Source organism: Mucilaginibacter sp. NFX135 (assembly GCF_048565145.1).
Taxonomy (GTDB): domain Bacteria; phylum Bacteroidota; class Bacteroidia; order Sphingobacteriales; family Sphingobacteriaceae; genus Mucilaginibacter.
On the sequence record NZ_CP183412.1, the window covers coordinates 4,128,546 to 4,148,451 of the forward strand.

A 19,906-nucleotide genomic window follows, 5' to 3' on the forward strand; every position below is an offset into this window, starting at 1 on the left:
TAAATGCGATAAAACACCAAAGAGCCAGACTTGATCCGGCTCTTTGGTGTTTTAATATTCATTACGGGCTATTTTATTATACCAGTAATTAAATCATGTGGCTGTTTGCGGTAAGTATCATGCTAATCAACATTAGTCCGCCGGCAATAGTGGCTTTGTCAAAATTCCCATTATGAACAGCGTGCCCAAGCTGTTCAATAGCTTCGCGCATGTTGTACTCTACTTTTTTCTCGGTAATGTCAAGCACCAGGGCTATTTCGGCATTTTTAAGGCCAAGTAACCTTAGTTCGATCATTTCCTTACGATGTGACGGCAGGTTATTGATCAGTTCTTCAACTATTTTGATAGATTGTTTGGCAACAAATTTTTCAAAAGGGTTGTAGGTATTCTCGGGAATATTAAAAGCATCATCGGGCAATTGTGATGTTTGATAGCGCGATGACAAGGCCTTTAGAGTACCATTTTTTGCCGCGCGGAATAAATATGGTTTCAGCTCATTAATTTGCAACTTATCCTTTTGCTGCCATAAATTGAGAAACAGGTCGGAAAGGATATCCTTTGCCAGTTCCTCATCATTGATCATGGCTTTTACATAACTGAACAAGGGATTGTAATTTTCCCTAAATATGCGTTCAAATCCATCCAATGTATGTAATAGGGGCATATTTACTGTTTCCATCATCGGATTGCAAATTAAACCCGGGCATGTTTATATAACAAAACATCCATGTTAAATTTATATTAACAACAACTTTCCAAATTAAAAAGACCTGCAATCTATGATAACATAAACTACAGGTCTTTCTTATTTTTACTAATGTAAACTCCAAAAATGATGGTTTACAATTTTGTACCCCGGTTAAATTATATTCTGAAATTTAAAGAAAAATATGGATACCACCCTTCATTAGAGTGCCCGGCAAGCAACTGTACAATAGTTAAGCCGGCAGGCGAAAAGTATAAGCCACCGCCAACACCCTGGTGCCAGGTAGTTGAATGTTCATCTTTTATCCAAACCCGACCTGCATCATAAAATCCGGTTAAGCCCAACTCACCCGGTAATATATAACTGGCTATCTTAGCCACCTTTACCCTACCCTGAAGATTGTTAAATACCATTTGCTGACCGGCAAACCTGTTTTGAAGAAAACCAAGCAAATTCCCCTGTCCACCCAGGAACAGGGATTGATAAAATGCGGGATCGCCTATGGTTACACCACCGCCGACACGATCTGATAATACTATAGTACCCTTTGAATTTAATTTCTGGTAATAGGTAAACTCCGGCTTAATCTGCATATATGATTTGGAGTAATTGTTAAGCCCGGTATAACCCTGAACAACTACGTTGAAATAAAAGCCAGCAGATGGTAATATATAATTGTTACGGCGGTTACTCACATAATTTAAAATCAATCCGACATGCGCTTTGTCCTTAATTAAAGTAGTACTATCATAAGAATTGATATGGGTGGATGGCAGAGTAATAAACTTTCCGGCATTATCCCCGGGGTTCATATGATAGAATTGTAATGACGGGCCTGCACTAAATGTACTTCCTTTACCTGTATGCCAGCGCAAAGCGGGGTCTAACTGATAGGTATCGAAACGGGCACGATAAAACCGGCGATAACCTGGAAATTTGGTAAGCTTGGTTTCATTACCACGCCCAAAAAAGTTCATCGTATTATCCGGCGCCTGGATGTAAGCCTGCATTGTAAAATCGGCTTTACCTATAGCCTGGATCCATTCCCCGTTATACTTGATCCTGAACGCGTCCGTAGCAAACGAATGGGTGATCATTACCTGCTGTATAGTAGAATAAGGTAATTTCCGAAACCCATCCACGCCTTTATATTTAAAACCTAATCCTAATAAGAAGCCATCATCAGCATTAATAGCGGCTGTTGCCAGGGGCATCCAAACATTGTAAAGGTTAGAAGGGACAAACCGGTTGTTCAGCGTATCGGCAGACCAGTGCTTACTAACCCGATTTACACTACCCGTAAAACTGGTACTGTCTTTTGGCCCATAAACTTTTACACTATTGTTGGTTTGTTTTACATCGAAAGTTTTGTCATCAACGCTATCAATAATACGTAGTTTAATTGGCGACGAAGCATTATTGATCAATATATGATCATTACCTGCGGCAGTGTACAACCTTAGTTCTTTGGTTATATCTGGCTGATAGATCATATCCCATATTTTATTTTTAGCCTCGCCTTTTTTGTTAAGGCTTTCTACCGTTACACGCATAGCCTTGTTGGGTGCATCGCTAATGGTAATTTGTTCGTCCTTATCGGTGGTGTGCAGGTCAACTATCCTGTTTATAAAACGATAGTATTCGGCCATGGCAGCTGGTATATCGTCCCTGCGTTTTTGCAGTATGGATAATAGTTCCCGGTGTCGGAAATCATACGTTTCTTTAGGTAACCGTTTTAAGCCGGCTTCTAAAACCTCGTCCGTTTCGGCTTTAACAAATTCATTAGCAATACGCATCCAATCATCATAACTTATCTGTGCATCAGGAAATTGCTTCATAAACCTTGTTTTAAACAAGGAATACTTCACCCCGGAGAGATCACCCTTAAAATTCCCTAACAAAGGATCTATCCAGGGCAATGCAGCTATAGAGGGAAATAAGCCCTGGTTAACATGGAACACTTGGTCACGGTCGCGAGGTACGGCTACATAATGTCTTGCTTTATCATCTTTAGTTACTGCCCAGCGCCATTGGTCTTCGTGCCTATCCCAATCGCCTATTAATAAATCGAGCATACGTGCCCGTAAAAACGCCTCGCCATCAAGCCGGTTACCATAGTTTTTAGTTAGCTCACGCTGCATCTTAAAGGTATTGTCGGATTCACCTATAGGTTCACGTTCTTCCAGTAAGCATACCATATTGGTGAATATTTTACTATACTCGCCCAAGGCCGGATCATCCGCAACCACACCAATAACCGGGTTAGCATGAGGTACTTTTGCAGCGGCAGCCAATGGAGGAACGATAAGGGCTGAATACGGATGCTGAGCACTAAACTCATCAGCTACCCAATCAACAGCAAACGTACCTTGTAAACCTTCCGGTAATAACTTATCAGGTACTTTTTCAACGCTCCTTAATACCCACTCCCTGCCAGTTTTATCTTCCAGGCGTAATGATTTTGACTGCATGCCGCCGCCTTGTTTTATAGTTGTTAAACCTCCGTTAACCTGCGACAACCTGATCACCGGTAGTTTAACAGACATGGCCCATTCTTTACGAAAGTTCGTACCAAATAACCAGCGATGTACGCCTGTCACATCATTATAAGAAGGGTGAATTTTGACTATAGTGCTATCCGGAAACTTTTGCCAGGCAGACGGTGCTATTTCCTGAGCCTGCACGGGTATTACAAACGCTAAACAAACAAGTAGAGAAGGTATTTTTTTTATCATGAGTTAATTTTTGTACTTGATATATTTAGCTAAGAATTAAATTAATGAAATTACTTATATAGGCAAACCTATTAAGTGAAGCATCTATGAATAATATCTACGACGAATTTAGCTTAAATTAAACTTAATTAAAAATCACAAACAGCAAAAGCACAGTCCTCTTTAAATGAGCGAACTGGTAAAATATATTATTATTTGTGGTTTTTTACATCTATATAAAAACAAAAGCCCTGTAAATATCTTGATTTACAGGACTTCAGAATCGATCTTTTAACCTGAGAAAGATTATTCTGTTCTTTTGATATACTGTTTGTTGCCACTTGGAGATAAAGTATACTTACCGCCTCTTGGGCCTAAATATATAGTTCTGCCTTTATCATCTTTACCAATAGCTTTATCCTCAGATTTATTTGCGGCTTCGGTAACAGTTTTGGTTGCTTTTGCTTTTTTAGTACTAACTGCTGCAGTTACATCATCTTTAGCATCTTTTGCTTTTGCAGTAGCTTTTTCTGCTTTATCATCAGCTTTTGTTTTAGCATCTTTTACTGCTGCTACTTTATCATCAGCTTTTGACTTTGCGTCTTTTGCTTTTGCAGTGGCTTTATCCGCTTTATCTTCAGCCTTGGCTTTAGTGTCTTTTGCAGCTGCTACTTTATCGTCGGCTTTGGATTTAGCATCTTTTGCTTTGGCAGCTTCCTTTTCGGCTTTAGCATCGGCCTTGGCTTTTGCCTTTGCAGCAGCTTTATCGGCTTTGTCGTCGGCTGTTGCTTTTGCTTTATCGGCTGCTTTTTCTGTTTTATCGGCAGCTTTCTTTTTAGCTTTTTTTACAGCAGCGTCAGTTGTTTGTGCAAACGTATTGGCACTTACTAATAATACTGATAATAATAATACAAATAATTTTTTCATGTTAAAATAATTTAGTTGTAACGAAATAATTGAAATTTGGTTTAGATGTTTAACAGTTTCGACTTGATACTATACTAATAGGTTTAAAACAGCTCCTCAGTTTATTTTCTCTACTATTAAAACATTCTCAATAGATGAAGAAATTCTGTAAACAGATGATTTAATACTTTCTTGTAATCCCCCGGATAATTTATCTAACAGATGGGATATGGAGATTTCGATGCTTCCTTTGCTGATTTATCGAAATACTTGTTTTTTTGTTGATACCTCTTGAATGAATTCTTCCATAGTTAATAGATTTAAGTTCAATAAATGTTCATAATGATTATTTAAATCTAAAAAAAATAAATGAAGAATTAGTTGTTTCCACTTATTATTTCAAAAGCCAAAGTCACCATTATAAAAAATGCTCAATGGTCTTAATATTAAAAAAACGACTAACATTTAGCCACTTATAACCTATGGTTAAATCATATCAACATGCTTTAATTAAATACATATATAAGCACTTGATCAAATTATTCTTTTTATAAAAACAAAGCTTACTCCTTATCCAAACTATTTCATTTATTCAAAAAAATGTATATTCGTGTAAATCAAAAATCTACAACCATGGGAAAATTTGCAACTAAAACAGGTAAAGACGGACAACATTATTTTAATCTTTTAGCTACTAATGGTCAGGTGATTCTTTCAAGCGAAGGATATACAACAACTGCTGCTATGCATAATGGTATTGAATCTGTTAAAAAGAATGCGTCTGATGATAAGCATTTTGAAAGAGCCGACTCTAAAAATGGGAAGTTTTATTTTAATCTGAAAGCATCCAACGGTCAGGTGATTGGCAAAAGTCAAATGTATGAAAGTGTCGCCAGCCGAGATAATGGCATTGAATCAGTTAAAAAAAATGCTCCGGATGCACCTACTGTAGAAGAGTAATTCATCAAAATTTCGAATAGCAAAATGCTCCGGACTCATTTCCGGGGCATTTTTCATTTAAATATTCTTTATAACTCACCTGGCTTTTTTCCGTATTGCTTTTAAATTTGACCGGCAGAAATAAAATGGCACTAAGCAGCAATATCCTTAGAGATCATAAGGACAATTATTATGACAATTTTGAATGGCCCGTACGCTGTTTTAAGATGAGAAAAATCAGGGTTCTAACTTTGATGAATAAAGGCACATTTTAACCAGCTCATAAAATAAAGCTCCTTGGATGATATCATCCAAGGAGCTTTTGCAGTAAGTGATAAGTTAAAAATTATTAAGATCTATACTTTTTTAATATCCTTTAGCCGTTTGTGCCGATTTTAAATTGGCGTTATGATCAAGAGCACTTTGCGGATATGGCATCAACACAAATTTTGATTGCCATTTACGCTCCTGTACAATGTTATTAGTGATGTCATAAATATTCTGCATTACATTTTGTGCAATATTCCACCGCCTGATATCAAATAAACGTTGCCCTTCGGCCGCCAGTTCTATACGGCGCTCATTCTGTATAACCTGGCGCAATTTATCCTGGGTATTGATGGTAGCCTGTGCTATTGGAGGCATTCCTGCACGGTCGCGGATATCATTAAGTGCCGCGTAAATGGTAGCATCTGGGCCACTTACTTCATTCTTGGCTTCGGCATAAGTTAACAGTATCTCGGCGTAACGAATGATCGGAAAATCCTGTGCCCCGTCCCAATCGGCAGCGGTGTAAGCTGGGTCAACCAGTTTCCTGAAATTATAACCTGTTTTGCTATTATTATTGCCCCCTTTTCCCCAGGTAAAGTTATATCCGGAGGTAAAATCATTCCACGGACTTGTAGGAAACAATATGCTGGCATACAACCTGGTATCACGGTTTTTAAATTCGGCAAGATAAGCTAAATTTACTGTCCCGTTATTGTAATTGGTTGCACGTGTAGCTGCGCTTGGGGGTGTAAACATATTACCGTTCCTGTCCCAATAGGCATTGATCAGTTCCTGGGTTGGCGTAATCGAGCTCCATCCACCCAAATCAGATGGTGGAAATAAGGTGCGGAGTCCGTTACCATTTGCATATGATGAATTGCTTACATTTTGCGAGGCCAGAATAATTTCTTTACTGCTTTGTTCATTTACCGCCCAAAATTGCTGTTCGTAACTGGCCAGACCCTTGTAAAATTTTTGTTTATCATCATCGTTAGCAAAAGTTACCAGGTTGGTGTAATCATCCTTCATATCATCGGCCGTAATGGTCGGTTTTCTGAATAGTTGGTAACCTGCTCCCATCACTTTTTGGGCGCTGGCTGCGGCATCGGCCCATTTGCCAAACTGAAGCTGAACCCTTGCCATAATAGCCCATGTAGCTCCTGAGGTGATCCGGCCGGTTTCATTATTAATTCCACCCGCGTAACTTGCAGGCAGGTCTGTTACCGCACTTTGCAGTTCTGATAAAACAAAAGCTATAACATCTACCTGAGGCGTTGGAGTAACTCCGGTAGTCGCTGGGTCTGTGTAACTATTTTTAAGCAACGGAACGGGGCCAAATATCCTGGCCAGTTCAAAATAGGTAAAAGCTCTCAAAACCCGGGCTTCGGCAATAAACCGTTTTTTAAGACCCGCATCCATCGGTGTTTTATCTACATTATCCAGAAAGTAGTTATATCTACGGATAAACGAATAACGGTTATTATAACCTTGGTCAAGCGTAGCATCAATATCTCCGGCTGCAATAGATGTAGCATTACTTTCCCATGGATATTGGGCATAAGCATTATCAGAACCACCATCATCATAGGCATAATAATACCCTGTGCCGGTATTGTTATTAGTGTTTAGGTATGCATAACAGCCATTGAGCGCTAAACGGGCATCGTTTGCTGATGTCCAAAAGGTAGAATTTGATACCTGATCCTGCGGAAGCAGATCAAGTGATGATTTTTTACAACTACTTAATGTATAGAGTGTAAAAGATATAATGGATATATATAATATTCTTTTCATAAAACTTCAATTAAACAGTGTGAGTTAAAGCGTGAGGTTTACGCCAAATGAGTATGATTTTATTTGAGGGTATGCAGCGCGTTGAGAGGCGGCTTCAGGGTCAAAATCTTTCAATCTCTTGTCGCCCCTGATAGTGAACGGGTTATTACTTGATGCATAGATCCGTAAACCACGTATATGTATTTTTTGGAGAACAGATTTAGGGATGCTGTAACCCAGTGTTAATGATTTGATCCTGAAATAATCGGCATTAAACAACCAAAAACTTGATTGTTTTAAGTTTTGTGTATTATCTGCAGATGTTAATAAACGGGGATATGATGCATTTGGATTAGGGTTTGCCGTCGTCCATCTATCCAAAGCGTAGGCTTTTACTCCTGCCCCGTTAAAAAACGCCTGGGAAGCTTCATCTTCCAGGTATACTTTCACATCAGAAACGCCCTGACCTAATAAAGCAAAATCAAAGTTTTTGTAGTTTGCGGTGAGGTTAACTCCGTAAGTAATGTAAGGCACATCATTGCCAACAATCACACGGTCATCTCCGTCAATTTTTCCATCTCCGTTTTGATCCACGTATTTGATATCACCCGCTTTGGTACTGGTTGACTGGGTGGCATGTTGTGCAACTTCGGCGTTTGTGGCGAATAAACCGTCGGCCTGCCACATATAAAACGAACCAATGGCCGTGCCAACACGGTTAACATAATATCCGTTCACCTGGTCACCCAAACCACCAAGATCAATTACCTTATTCCATATACGGCTAAAGTTTCCTCCCACTGAAAATTTAAACTCGCCTATATGATTATTATAATTCAGGGATAATTCAAATCCTTTATTTTGAACTTTTGCCAGGTTTGCAGAAGGTGTTGTATTTACGTTAGGATCCGTTGAAAAAATGAGCCCCGCTTCATCTGGCAAAGATGGATTTGTTAATAATATACCATTGGTCATCCTGTTAAATGCATCTACCTGCAGGTTCAGTTTATTATTAAACAAGCCCACGTCTAAACCCACATTGGTCATGGTTACTTTTTCCCAGGATAATGTAGGGTTATACAATTTGCCCGGCCAAACACCATCTTGTTTGCTTTCGTCCAAAATTACGGCCGTACCAGTTTTTAAGCCATCATAAAAATCATAATTACCTACATTGCTAATGTTACCAAGTTTACCCCATGAACCGCGTATTTTTAATTCGGATAACCAGGTAATACTTTTCATGAAATCTTCCTGGGATATACGCCAGGCTGCCGAAAAAGACGGATAAGACCCCCAGCGATGCCCCGGTGCAAATTGTGATGAACCATCGGCTCGTATACTGGCCTCCAGTAGGTACCTGTCGTTATAAGAATAATTGAACCTGGCAAATACCGATTCAAAGGCATTGGCATTAATATTTCCGGTACTTGTTGTGTTTAAAGGATCGGCGGAACCAGCATTAATAGCGTTAAGATCATTATTGACAAAATTTTTACGCACAACTTCAATGGTACGGTCGTCATATCGTTCGTATGAAGCTCCACCCAATAGTTTAGCATAATGTTTACCTACTGTTTTTTCATAACTGGCTGTAGCTTGTGTTAATAATTTGCTGCTCGTTTCCCAGGACTCATCCAGTTGGTTTGGAGTTACCCCCGTGCCACTTATTGGCGCTCCTGTAGTGAAGCTTAAGATAGGGTCAATAGTACTGGTAAAGGTTGAGCTTACGTAATTATAAGTATTGTAGGATACCAATCCATTAATATTTAAACCCTGAACAGGGGTATAATTACCATTCACAGATCCAATAAATCTGGTGCTCACATACGAGTTTCTGCCGCCTTCGGCCAAAGTACGCAATGGGTTACCTGCTGCCAATGTTCCATCTACTCTTCCACCATTAATACTCCCCCATTCACCATTACTTTGTTTATTCACCATTAAAGGCACTTCCCGGTTAAGGGTGGTAAAGCTCACATTGCCGCCTTTGTTATCCAGGCCATCGCGGATATAAGATACATTTGATCCTATTTTAAATTTATCGCTAACTTGTGATTCCGTATTTGAACGGAACGAATAACGCTGGAGATTTTTTTCCGGTAGCAGTGAATTTTGATCAAAGAACGATCCACTTACAAAATACCTGGTTTTACCGCCACCAGATATATTGATCTCATGCTCTGTGATCGGCGCCGATTTTCGTAAGGTGAGCTTATACCAGTCATTGTCAGGAAAATGATCTGGATCTGAGTGATCCTGTATTTTTTGAAGGTCGCCTACGGAAAATTTTGGCGACTTGCCAGCATTAATAAGTGCCTCATTTGTTAATGTGGCATAATCATAAGCACCTAACCAATGAGGTAGTACTGTTGCTTTTTGGGCGCCATAATAGGCATTGTAATTGATAAGCATCTGCCCTTCCTTACCCTTTTTTGTGGTGACCAGCATAACACCATAAGCAGCACGGGAACCATAGATTGCAGATGCGGACGCATCCTTTAAAACAGATATGCTCTCCACATCATTTGGATTGATACGGGCAAAATCACCTGCAGATATAGGTATTCCATCAACTACAAAAAGCGGACTTGACGTACCCAGGTTACCGCGACCCCGTACATTCACTGAACCAATATCACCGCCAACATCTCCAGGTCTCGAAATAATCGTTAATCCGGGAACTGTACCTTCTAAGGCGTTAGTTAAAGAAGTAACCGGACGGTTCACCAATTCTTTAGTGTTAACTGTATTAACAGCTCCAGATAGGTTTACTTTCTTTTGCGTACCGTAACCCACCACCACAACCTCGTTCAGGGCCTTTGATGATGCTGATAATACTACCGTTAAATTAGTTTTCCCATTAATGCTTACATCTTTGGAATTATATCCAATAAATGAGAATGTTAAAATACCATTTGCAGGCACATTGATGGTAAATTTGCCATTGTCTGTAGTACTTACTGCCTCCGTGGTACCTTTTACCGCTACGGTAACGCCAGGCATTGGTTGTCCTTCTGTGTCTTTTACAACCCCGATAATTTTCACCTGGGCCAAAGTCAATAAAGAAAACATTAACAACAAGCCTGTTAAAAACACTTGTTTTTTGTAAAATTTGATCATAATTTATTGTTTTATTGGGTTTGAATGGATTAGACGACTGCCCTTTAAAAGGGATATCCAAATCCTAAATTAGACAGGCTGACTGTGTAAAACCTAATGTTTCAAGGCTCTAACTCAACGCAAACGTTTGATTGACAGTTATTATTAAGTATTTAAAAATCAAATATTTAACCTAAATATCATTTTTCTACCAGGCACTTCAGCTATAAGTATCCGATGGTTTTAATCGTATTTTGGCTCTTTCCCAGATAAATGTTACACAAACGTTTGATAATGGAGTTCAATGGTTCTTAACAACAATTTTCCGGCTAAAAACAATTGCTGCTTTTTATTGGAAAGGAAACATTTAAAAATGCGGGTGGATATTTTTCACACATTTGTAAATAACAGATTATTCAGGGCGAAAAATTTCACAAACATCTACGGAGTTGTCTAACTTCGAACACTATGTCATCGTTGGTTATATATCGTGAAAAATCATATCAATAATGTTTATATCGTAGGTCTGGGTGCAATTGGCGGTATGTATGCAGCCAAATTGCAGGATATAAATCCCGGTCTGGTAAAGATCATCGCCTCGGCCACACGCATTAAAAACTATCAAAATTCCGAAATCAAGGTTAATGAAAGGCCCTATAAATTCAATTATATTCAACCGGGTGATCGTTCTGCCCCTCCTGCTGATCTTATTCTTGTTGCGGTTAAAGCGCCACAACTTGCAAGGGCCATAAATGATCTGAGGGGATTTGTATATGATGATACCATTGTTATTTCATTACTCAATGGGATCTCCAGCGAAGAACAAATAGGCGAAAAGATTGGGATAAAGCACCTCCTTTTTGCCTATGGCGTAGGAATGGATGCTGTTCGGGATGGAAATGTGATCTCTTATTCCAATCCGGGCCGGGTAGTTTTTGGTGAAAAGAACAATAGTACACTATCAGCAAGAGTGCTGGCTGTAAAGGAACTGTTTGAACAGGCAGCTATACCCTATCACATTCCCGCCGATATGTACAAAGCCCTCTGGTTTAAATTTATGATGAATACTGGCATTAACCAGGCATCGGCCGTATTGAGAGCGCCGTACCGGCAGTTTCAGCACAACGAACAAGCCCGTAAACTGATGTTGATGGCTGCCGAAGAGGTGATTACCTTGTCGCATGAAATGAATATTTTTCTGGGACAGGCAGATATTGATGAATTTATCCGCATAGTTGACGGCCTTGGCGCCGACGGAAAAACATCTATGTTACAGGATATTGAAGCCGGACGAAAAAGTGAGGTAGAACTTTTTGCCGGCACAGTAATAAAGCTTGGCCGGAAATACCACGTACCGACTCCTGTTAATGAAACTTTATATACCATTATCAGGGCGCTGGAATAAGCCGCGAAAGTAATTAGTTATTGTCCTGTAGAGACGCATATTTGCCTCTCTCAATTTCGGGACATATAATCCCCAGGTTATCTCTCCATATAACTGAAGACTCAAATATGTATCTTTACACAAAATGGTTAGCGTTTTTAAATAGTCTCGTGATCCTCCATTTTAAATTTTGTTTGTATGAAACTTTTTATACTTTTGTTTTAGTGTTATATTAACAATTAATATTACGCTACCAGTTATAAATGTTTTTACCAGCAACCTGGTCAATTTGTTTTTTTCTATTATTCAGTGAAAGAATCATTAAAAATTCCGATTGGCTGTATTGTAATACAAATCAAATAAGTGTTATTTAAACACTAATAATACATGAACAAAGATCAATTAGTGATTGGGGTAGATTACGGATCAGATTCTGTACGCTCCGTTATTGTAAATGCTTCCAATGGTAAGGAAATAGCTTCATCCGTATATGAGTATTCCCGCTGGCGCGATGGCTTGTTTTGTGAGCCCGGCATAAACCAGTTCAGGCAGCATCCACAGGATTATATTGATGGACTGGAGGCTACTATTAAAGACTGTATTGCTCAGGCAGGCGGGCCTAATATTGTTGCATCTATAAAAGGCATTTCTGTCGATACAACAGGCTCTACCCCCGTAGCGGTTGACACTTATGGTACACCCCTGGCTTTAACACCCGGTTTTGAAAATAACCCGAACGCTATGTTTGTGTTATGGAAAGATCATACCGCTATTAAAGAAGCAGCTGAGATCAACGCCCATGCCGCTTTGTTTGATACCAATTACCTGCAGTATGTAGGCGGCATTTACTCATCCGAGTGGTTTTGGGCCAAATTATTGCACGTTTTAAGGGTTGACGAAACCGTACGAAACGCTGCCGCCTCCTGGGTAGAGCATTGCGACTGGATACCTTTTTTACTTACCGGCGGCACCGATGCTAAGGTCATAAAACGTGGGCGTTGCTCCGCCGGACATAAAGCCTTATGGGCCGAAGAATTTGGCGGTTTACCTCCTGATGATTTCTTTTCATCGCTTGACCCATTATTAAAAGGTTTTACTGATAAACTCTATAAAGATACTTACACTGCCGACCAGGCCGCTGGCACCCTAAGCGACGAATGGGCACAACGCCTGGGTTTGTCCACTGGTGTTATGGTGGGTACCGGTGCATTTGACGCGCACATGGGTGCTGTTGGCGGGCAAATTGAACCTTATTACCTGAGCAAGGTAATGGGCACCTCTACCTGCGATATACTGGTTGCTCCAACAGTCAATATGCAAGGCAAACTGGTGCGCGGTATATGCGGACAAGTAAATGGCTCAGTTATTCCGGGGATGGTAGGTTTAGAAGCCGGGCAATCGGCTTTTGGTGATACTTATGCCTGGTTTAAAAATATCATTTCATGGCCAATCAACAACCTGTTATCTAAATCAAAAGTAATTGATGAGGCTACTGTTAAAGCTTTAAAAGCCGAGCTGAGTGATCTGATCATACCTGAACTGAGCGCACAAGCAGATTTGATCCCAATTGATGAGCCCAATGAATTGGCTGTCGACTGGCTTAACGGCCGCCGTACACCCGATGCCAACCAGGAATTAAAAGGAGCCATAACCGGTTTGAGTTTAGGCTCTGACGCCCCTCGTGTTTTCCGGGCCCTGGCAGAAGCTACCTGCTTTGGCGCAAAAAGTATTGTAGACAGGTTTATTACCGAAGGTATCCCAGTTAAAGGCATTATTGGGATTGGCGGCGTGGCCAAAAAGTCGCCCTTTGTTATGCAGATGATGGCTGATGTGCTGGGCATGCCTATCCGCATCCATCAGTTTAAACACACTTGCGCCCTGGGTGCAGCTATGTTTGCCGCCGTGGTAGCCGGTGTATACCCCACCGTTGAAGAAGCCATGACAGCCATGGGCGGTGGCTTTGATGAAGAATACTATCCCAATGCCTCTCGTACAGCTATTTACAGCAAGCGCTATGAGCAATATAAAGATCTCGGCGCGTTTGTAGCCAGCCAAACAGCCAGGATCACAGAAGCCGAACTTCTAAACAGTTAAAAACCGCATGAGCAAGTATAAACATATCAGGCAAACGGCTTATGAAGCCAATATGCAGTTACCCAAACTTGGCCTGGTGCTGTTCACTTTTGGAAACGTAAGTGCTGCAGACAGGGATCTTGGCGTTTTCGCCATCAAACCCAGTGGTGTACCATATGATGATTTAACGCCCGAAAAAATGGTGATCGTTGATTTTGATGGCAATACGGTCGAAGGTGATCTGCGGCCATCATCAGACACCAAAACACATGCGGTTTTGTATAAGCACTGGGATGGTATTAACGGCATTGTACACACTCATTCTACTTACGCTACCTCCTGGGCACAGGCACAGCGCTGTATCCCTATTTTCGGTACAACTCATGCCGATCATTTAACTACCGACATTCCATGTGCACCACCGATGGACGATAATAGGATAGCCGGCGATTATGAATACCAGACAGGTTTCCAGATCATGGATCACTTTAAGAACAACGGACTTGATTATAAAGAGATTGAAATGATACTGGTAGGTAATCATGCTCCCTTTACCTGGGGCAAAACTGCCGATAAAGCAGTTTACAACAGCGCCGTTTTAGAAGCTGTTGCGCATATGGCCTACTTAACAGAACAAATAGATAATAATGCTCCCCGTTTAAAAGATTCGCTAATCAAAAAACATTACGAACGCAAACACGGACCCGATTCTTATTACGGCCAATAACCCATTCTATGAAACTACATTGTTTAATAATATTTGTGGCATGTATTCTGCTCAACACACAAATATCTGCCCAAAACAAAATAGCCGCTACGCCGCCAATGGGCTGGAATAGTTATAACTGTTTTGGCTCAGCTGTTCATGAAAATGAGGTTAAAGCTAATACCGATTACATGGCCAAATATTTAAAGCCATATGGCTGGCAATATATTGTAGTCGATTTTTTATGGTCATATGATAATCCTCCCGGCAGTAATATCGGCAACCCTTTCCAAAAACGGTTAGATGACGGATCCTATATCCCCTGGCTAACCATGGACAAATGGGGACGATTAACACCGCAGCCCAATAAATTTCCGTCAGCATTTGGCGGTAACGGCTTTAAACCGCTTGCTGATTATGTGCATGCGCAGGGCTTAAAATTCGGCATCCACGTAATGCGCGGCATCCCAAGGCAGGCTGTTTGGGCAAAATCGCCGATAAAGGGCACTAATAGTATCACTGCAGATATGGTTGCTGACACCAATTCCAAATGCCCCTGGATGAACCACATGTACGGGCTCGACATGAAAAAGCCTGGCGCGCAGGAATATCTGAATTCCTTATTAGAACTATATGCCTCATGGGGAGTAGATTTCATCAAGGTTGATGACCTATCGCGCCCCTATAGCGCGGCTGAAGTGGAAGGTTATAAAAAAGCTATCAATCAATGTGGCCGACCCATTGTTTTAAGTCTTTCACCTGGCGAAACCCCACTTAATCAGGCTGCTCATGCCACCCAATACGCCAATATGTGGCGCATGGCCGACGACTTTTGGGATAACTGGAAAGAGGTACTGCACATGTTTGATTATGCCAAAAGCTGGGAAGGCGTAGGCGGCCCCGGTCACTGGCCCGATTGTGATATGATACAGATCGGCAAGCTATCCAAACGCGGCCCGGTTGGTGTTGAACGGTACAGCCGTTTTACCGAAGATGAGCTTTATACTCATATGACCTTCTGGAGCATATATCGCTCGCCCCTGATGCTGGGTGGTAACCTGCCCGAAAACCGGGATCTGGAACTAAAGCTGTTTACCAACAATGAGGTACTTGCTGCCAACCAAAACGGAGAAAACCCGCACCAACTGTATAAAAAGGATGGTGCCATGGTTTGGTATTCGCATGTACAAAACAGCAAAGATCTGTATGTCGCCTTATTTAACATTGGTGATAATCCAAAACCGGTGGCTGTAGACTTTGCATCTCTCGGCCTCAAAGGTAAAGTAAAGGTCCGCAACCTCTGGAAAAAACAAAATATCGGCCAGTTAAAAAAAAGGTATCAACAAAATATCAATCCACATGGTGCCGCCCTGTTCAGGCTATCGCCGGGTAACAATTAATATCAATCAATAATTCAGTAACTGAGTAGGTGGATCACTAATTCACTAAATCAATAATTCAATAATATAAAATGATCGACCTAAAAACATTTGAAGTTTGGTTCATTACGGGGAGCCAGGACCTATACGGAGAAGAAACATTAAGGCTGGTAGCCGAGCATTCGCAACAAATTACAGCAGGGCTGGATAGTTCCGGCAAAATCCCTGTGCGTGTGATTTACAAACCCGTTGTAAAAAGCACTGATGAAATATACACAACATTACAACAGGCAAACTTGGCCGAAAACTGCATTGGTGTTATCACCTGGATGCATACCTTCTCCCCTGCCAAGATGTGGATCAGGGGTTTAAGCATCCTGAAAAAGCCGCTGCTACACCTGCACACGCAATACAACCGCGATATTCCATGGAGCTCTATCGATATGGATTTTATGAACCTGAACCAAAGCGCCCATGGCGACCGGGAATTTGGTTTTATGGTATCGCGTATGCGCATTAACCGCAAGGTAGTAGTTGGGCACTGGCAGGATCCAGAAGTTTTAAACCAGATAGAAACCTGGACACGCGCAGCGGCCGGCTGGCACGACTGGCAAGGCGCTAAGTTTGTACGCTTTGGCGACAATATGCGTTTCGTTGCCGTTACCGATGGCGACAAGGTAGAGGCTGAATTGAAATTTGGGTTCTCGGTAAATACACATGGCATTGGCGACCTGGTAGCGGTGATCAACGAGGTATCTGATACCGATATTAACACACTTATAGCTGAATATGAAGCTACCTACACTATGGATGCTTCGCTTAAAAAAGGTGGTGAAAAACATACATCTGTTTATGAGGCTGCAAGGATAGAGTTAGGCTTGCGCAAGTTCTTAGTCGACGGCGGCTTTAAAGGGTTTTCGGACACATTTGAAGATCTGCATGGCATGGTACAATTACCAGGTATTGCTGCCCAGCGCCTAATGGCAGATGGTTACGGTTTTGCAGGCGAAGGAGATTGGAAAACTGCGGCCCTGGTACGTGCTTTTAAAGTAATGGGAGCCGGACTAAAAGGCGGCAACGCTTTTATGGAAGATTATACTTATCATTTCGATCCTAATAATGCACTGGTGCTGGGATCGCATATGCTGGAGGTTGATGCCTCTTTGGCCAATGATAAAGCAGCGTTGGAAGTTCATCCTTTGGGTATAGGAGGCAAGGCAGATCCGGCAAGGCTGGTATTTAACGTAGCAGGCGGCTCGGCGCTAAACGCGGCATTGGTAGATATGGGAAACCGTTTCCGCTTGCTGATCAATGAAGTGGAGGCTGTGGAACCGGTGAATGACTTACCTAAGCTCCCCGTTGCCCGGGTGCTATGGAAACCCTATCCCGATATGAAAACCGGCTGTGCCGCATGGATATACGCCGGCGGGGCTCATCATACTGCCTACAGCCAGAACTTAACCGCTGAGCATCTGCAAGACTTTGCCGATGTGGCGGGCATTGAGTTTTTACGAATAGGAAAAGATACCCGCATAGATCAGTTCCGTAATGAGATCAGGTGGAATGAAGTAGCTTATAGATAATTTCAATATAAGAGGCTGTCTCATAAGTAAAATGGAGGCTCTGAGAATCGTCTATATGAAAACGTTCTCCATCACCTACTCGAATAAATTAAAGAAAAAGAGGCTGTTCTCATACTTATGAGACAGCCTCTTATGTTATTCAATTTATTGCAGCTGATCCAAAATCGATCTTTCAGATGTTTGTAAAAGGATTTGTTCTGGTTTAAGCAATTCTAATACAACCACTTCATTTCTGCCTTTTTTAAGCCACTCTGCTGGCAGGTATATGGTTTGTTGCGGGCCAATGCTCCAGTATTTACCCAAATTGTGCCCATTTACCCATACTACACCTTTACCCCATTTGCGCATATCCAGGTAGGTGTCGGCAATCTTATCTAAATTAAATGAACCTTTCTTAATCACTGGTGCTTTACTTTTATAAGCTATCGACTGGTACTTTAAACCATCCAGATTTTTGAATGGCAGGCTATACATTTTCCAGTTGTTCAATTCGGCATGGTTAAACCGTACTTTTTCGGTAATGCCTTTTTTATTTTGTAAAAGATACTTGCCAAAATTAATCCGACCCAGATTTTCAACCAATATATCCAGTGTTACCTTACCTGCAGGTAAGGTAACTCGTAAACTATCTTGCTTTAAACGACGATCAAGTGTACCGACGGTTTTTCCATTGACCATAATAACTGCATAATCCCTTAACTCCTCTAATTTCAATATGCCGCTGATCCCTCCTTTTAAAGTAGTGCGATATAACACAAACCCATAATCCTGGTTCAGATCTTCAAACGTAAGCGGTTTCAGACTGCTCTTTGGTATCGGCAGATTGTGTAATACACCCCCTGCCTGGGTAAGCTTTATAGCAGGGAACTTTACAGCAGGCTTAGCAGCGGGAACTGGTGGTAATTGCTCACCGGCAGGTAAATGTTTCTCAATTACACTCCTGAATGTCATAAACTTAGGTGTGGCATTACCGGCCTCATCCAATGGGGCATCATAATCATAACTACTTATCTGCGGTTCATAGGGGGTTTCATCTTTAAAATTGGCCCCATTCATAAATCCGCGGGTGGTACCACCATGAAACATATACATATTGATGGAGATCCCCGCTGCCAAAACAGAATCAAGCCTCCCGCTATATTGTTCCGCCGGAACAGTATGATGCTTTGTGCCCCACCAATCAAACCAGGCCGGGTACCATTCGGCAATATAATAAGGCCCTTTCCCATTATGATTTTCATTGATGATCTTTTTTACTTTAGCAGGGTTATCCAGCCCATTTACCGCAGGCAACAATCCAGGCAAATGCCCTTTTACCAGGTCCGGTGCCGGATCGCAGGTATAAAGCAAGCCGTCAAAACCCGCTTCTTTAAATAACTTCTGATTAATTTCCAGATATTCTTTATCGTTGCCGTATGATCCATATTCATTTTCAATCTGTACCATGAGGATATTGCCTCCATGATTGATCTGTAAAGGCGCCAGCTGTTTTCCTACTTCCCTGATATATTTTTCATACTCTTTCAGATATCGTTCTTCTTTACTACGAACCACAAGGCCTTTTTCGTTTTGCAGCCAGTACGGATAGCCACCAAACTCCCATTCAGCACAAACATAAGGACTGGGTCGAAGGATCACCCACAATCCCTCCTGCTGGGCAATCTTTACAAATTCAGCCACATCATTATTTCCGCTGAAATCAAATAAACCTTTCCGAGGTTCATGCAAGTTCCAAAAAACATAGGTGCCGATAGTATTTAGTCCCATGGCTTTCGCCATTTTCATGCGGGCACGCCAAGCCTCACGAGGTACCCGAGGATAATGCATTTCGCCGCTGATCATCTGGAAAGGCTTACCATCCAATACAAAAGCAGTATCAGATAAAGCAAAAGAATGTTTGGTTTGTGCCTGGGTATATAAGGCTGCTAAAATTAAAATACCCAAACACAGAGCTCGTAATTTGTTTCTTAAAAACATAAAATTAATTGGTCGTGTTATTTTATTAGGTTGTATTTGCTAAATACAGGTTTTTTTAAATAACATAAAGGGGGTAAAATCGCCAATTGCAGGGGATATTTTCTTATAAACAATCAGGCATTCACACAAGTTGCCAGTACAAAACTGCGCTTAAATTGCTTAATAAAGCAAATCGCAGCGATACGAATTACGTGCGGGCTGTTTATGAAAAAGCAATTAGTTGCGAAGCGGACTGCCAGTTTACCCAAGCCATAAACACTGCGAGGAAGGCCTTGCTATAGGCCCACAAGTTGAAATGTATCAGGGAAAATCAAGGCAAGAACCCCGTTGATATGGATTTCGGGCACGTGGAAGAAAGAAAACTTGAGGTTATGATTCCCGAAGGATATAATGT

The 19,906-nt window shown here is 41.3% G+C and carries 12 protein-coding genes; 6 read left to right on the top strand and 6 right to left on the bottom strand.

What is annotated here, in order from left to right; all coding sequences use genetic code 11:
* Positions 1-88: 88 nt before the first annotated feature.
* The 3 genes from ACNURT_RS17095 to ACNURT_RS17105 all read right to left on the bottom strand — a co-directional run bounded on the left by ACNURT_RS17095 (position 89) and on the right by ACNURT_RS17105 (position 4,347).
* A complete protein-coding gene (locus ACNURT_RS17095; RefSeq protein WP_419698736.1) occupies positions 89-682 on the bottom strand; it encodes an RNA polymerase sigma factor in 594 nt (197 codons plus the stop codon).
* Between the two features lie 182 nt (positions 683-864).
* Positions 865-3,441, bottom strand: a complete 2,577-nt coding sequence (locus ACNURT_RS17100) for a BamA/TamA family outer membrane protein (protein ID WP_419698737.1) — start codon at positions 3,439-3,441, stop codon at positions 865-867.
* Between the two features lie 285 nt (positions 3,442-3,726).
* Positions 3,727-4,347 (bottom strand): hypothetical protein, encoded by a 621-nt coding sequence (locus ACNURT_RS17105; protein WP_419698738.1) that lies wholly within the window; start codon positions 4,345-4,347, stop codon positions 3,727-3,729.
* A 612-nt stretch (positions 4,348-4,959) separates the two neighbouring features.
* Here ACNURT_RS17105 and ACNURT_RS17110 point away from each other — a divergent pair.
* Positions 4,960-5,286: a YegP family protein gene (locus tag ACNURT_RS17110; RefSeq protein WP_370995168.1), complete on the top strand. Its 327-nt coding sequence runs from the start codon at positions 4,960-4,962 to the stop codon at positions 5,284-5,286.
* Positions 5,287-5,631: 345 nt separating this feature from the next.
* Here ACNURT_RS17110 and ACNURT_RS17115 read toward each other — a convergent pair whose 3' ends face one another.
* Together ACNURT_RS17115 and ACNURT_RS17120 are read right to left on the bottom strand one after the other, a co-directional pair.
* Positions 5,632-7,329 (bottom strand): RagB/SusD family nutrient uptake outer membrane protein, encoded by a 1,698-nt coding sequence (locus tag ACNURT_RS17115; protein WP_419698739.1) that lies wholly within the window; start codon positions 7,327-7,329, stop codon positions 5,632-5,634.
* Positions 7,330-7,353: 24 nt separating this feature from the next.
* Entirely contained in the window at positions 7,354-10,431 is a 3,078-nt protein-coding gene (locus ACNURT_RS17120; RefSeq protein WP_419698740.1) for a SusC/RagA family TonB-linked outer membrane protein, read from the bottom strand.
* Between the two features lie 469 nt (positions 10,432-10,900).
* Here ACNURT_RS17120 and ACNURT_RS17125 point away from each other — a divergent pair, with 469 nt between their 5' ends.
* The 5 genes from ACNURT_RS17125 (at position 10,901) to araA (ending at position 17,535) form a co-directional block, all read left to right on the top strand.
* Complete coding sequence (locus ACNURT_RS17125; protein ID WP_419698741.1) at positions 10,901-11,815, top strand: ketopantoate reductase family protein; 915 nt, start codon at positions 10,901-10,903, stop codon at positions 11,813-11,815.
* 366 nt (positions 11,816-12,181) lie between these two features.
* Complete coding sequence (locus tag ACNURT_RS17130; protein ID WP_419698742.1) at positions 12,182-13,888, top strand: ribulokinase; 1,707 nt, start codon at positions 12,182-12,184, stop codon at positions 13,886-13,888.
* Positions 13,889-13,895: 7 nt separating this feature from the next.
* On the top strand, positions 13,896-14,594 hold the full coding sequence (locus ACNURT_RS17135; protein ID WP_419698743.1) for an L-ribulose-5-phosphate 4-epimerase: 699 nt from the start codon (positions 13,896-13,898) through the stop codon (positions 14,592-14,594).
* 8 nt (positions 14,595-14,602) lie between these two features.
* Positions 14,603-15,973 (top strand): glycoside hydrolase family 27 protein, encoded by a 1,371-nt coding sequence (locus tag ACNURT_RS17140; RefSeq protein WP_419698744.1) that lies wholly within the window; start codon positions 14,603-14,605, stop codon positions 15,971-15,973.
* Between the two features lie 71 nt (positions 15,974-16,044).
* Positions 16,045-17,535 (top strand): L-arabinose isomerase, encoded by a 1,491-nt coding sequence (gene araA / locus ACNURT_RS17145; protein ID WP_419698745.1) that lies wholly within the window; start codon positions 16,045-16,047, stop codon positions 17,533-17,535.
* Positions 17,536-17,679: 144 nt separating this feature from the next.
* Here the strand turns inward: araA and ACNURT_RS17150 are convergent, their stop codons facing one another.
* Positions 17,680-19,479 (bottom strand): glycoside hydrolase family 35 protein, encoded by a 1,800-nt coding sequence (locus ACNURT_RS17150; protein ID WP_419698746.1) that lies wholly within the window; start codon positions 19,477-19,479, stop codon positions 17,680-17,682.
* Positions 19,480-19,906 lie beyond the last annotated feature (427 nt).

Bases quoted from the DNA above. Each gene is read 5' to 3' on its own strand.
- araA (WP_419698745.1), top strand. From the start codon at position 16,045: ATGATCGACCTAAAAACATTTGAAGTTTGGTTCATTACGGGGAGCCAG.
- ACNURT_RS17120 (WP_419698740.1), bottom strand. From the start codon at position 10,431: ATGATCAAATTTTACAAAAAACAAGTGTTTTTAACAGGCTTGTTGTTA.
- ACNURT_RS17115 (WP_419698739.1), bottom strand. From the start codon at position 7,329: ATGAAAAGAATATTATATATATCCATTATATCTTTTACACTCTATACA.
- ACNURT_RS17140 (WP_419698744.1), top strand. From the start codon at position 14,603: ATGAAACTACATTGTTTAATAATATTTGTGGCATGTATTCTGCTCAAC.
- ACNURT_RS17135 (WP_419698743.1), top strand. From the start codon at position 13,896: ATGAGCAAGTATAAACATATCAGGCAAACGGCTTATGAAGCCAATATG.
- ACNURT_RS17105 (WP_419698738.1), bottom strand. From the start codon at position 4,347: ATGAAAAAATTATTTGTATTATTATTATCAGTATTATTAGTAAGTGCC.
- ACNURT_RS17095 (WP_419698736.1), bottom strand. From the start codon at position 682: ATGATGGAAACAGTAAATATGCCCCTATTACATACATTGGATGGATTT.
- ACNURT_RS17110 (WP_370995168.1), top strand. From the start codon at position 4,960: ATGGGAAAATTTGCAACTAAAACAGGTAAAGACGGACAACATTATTTT.
- ACNURT_RS17100 (WP_419698737.1), bottom strand. From the start codon at position 3,441: ATGATAAAAAAAATACCTTCTCTACTTGTTTGTTTAGCGTTTGTAATA.
- ACNURT_RS17130 (WP_419698742.1), top strand. From the start codon at position 12,182: ATGAACAAAGATCAATTAGTGATTGGGGTAGATTACGGATCAGATTCT.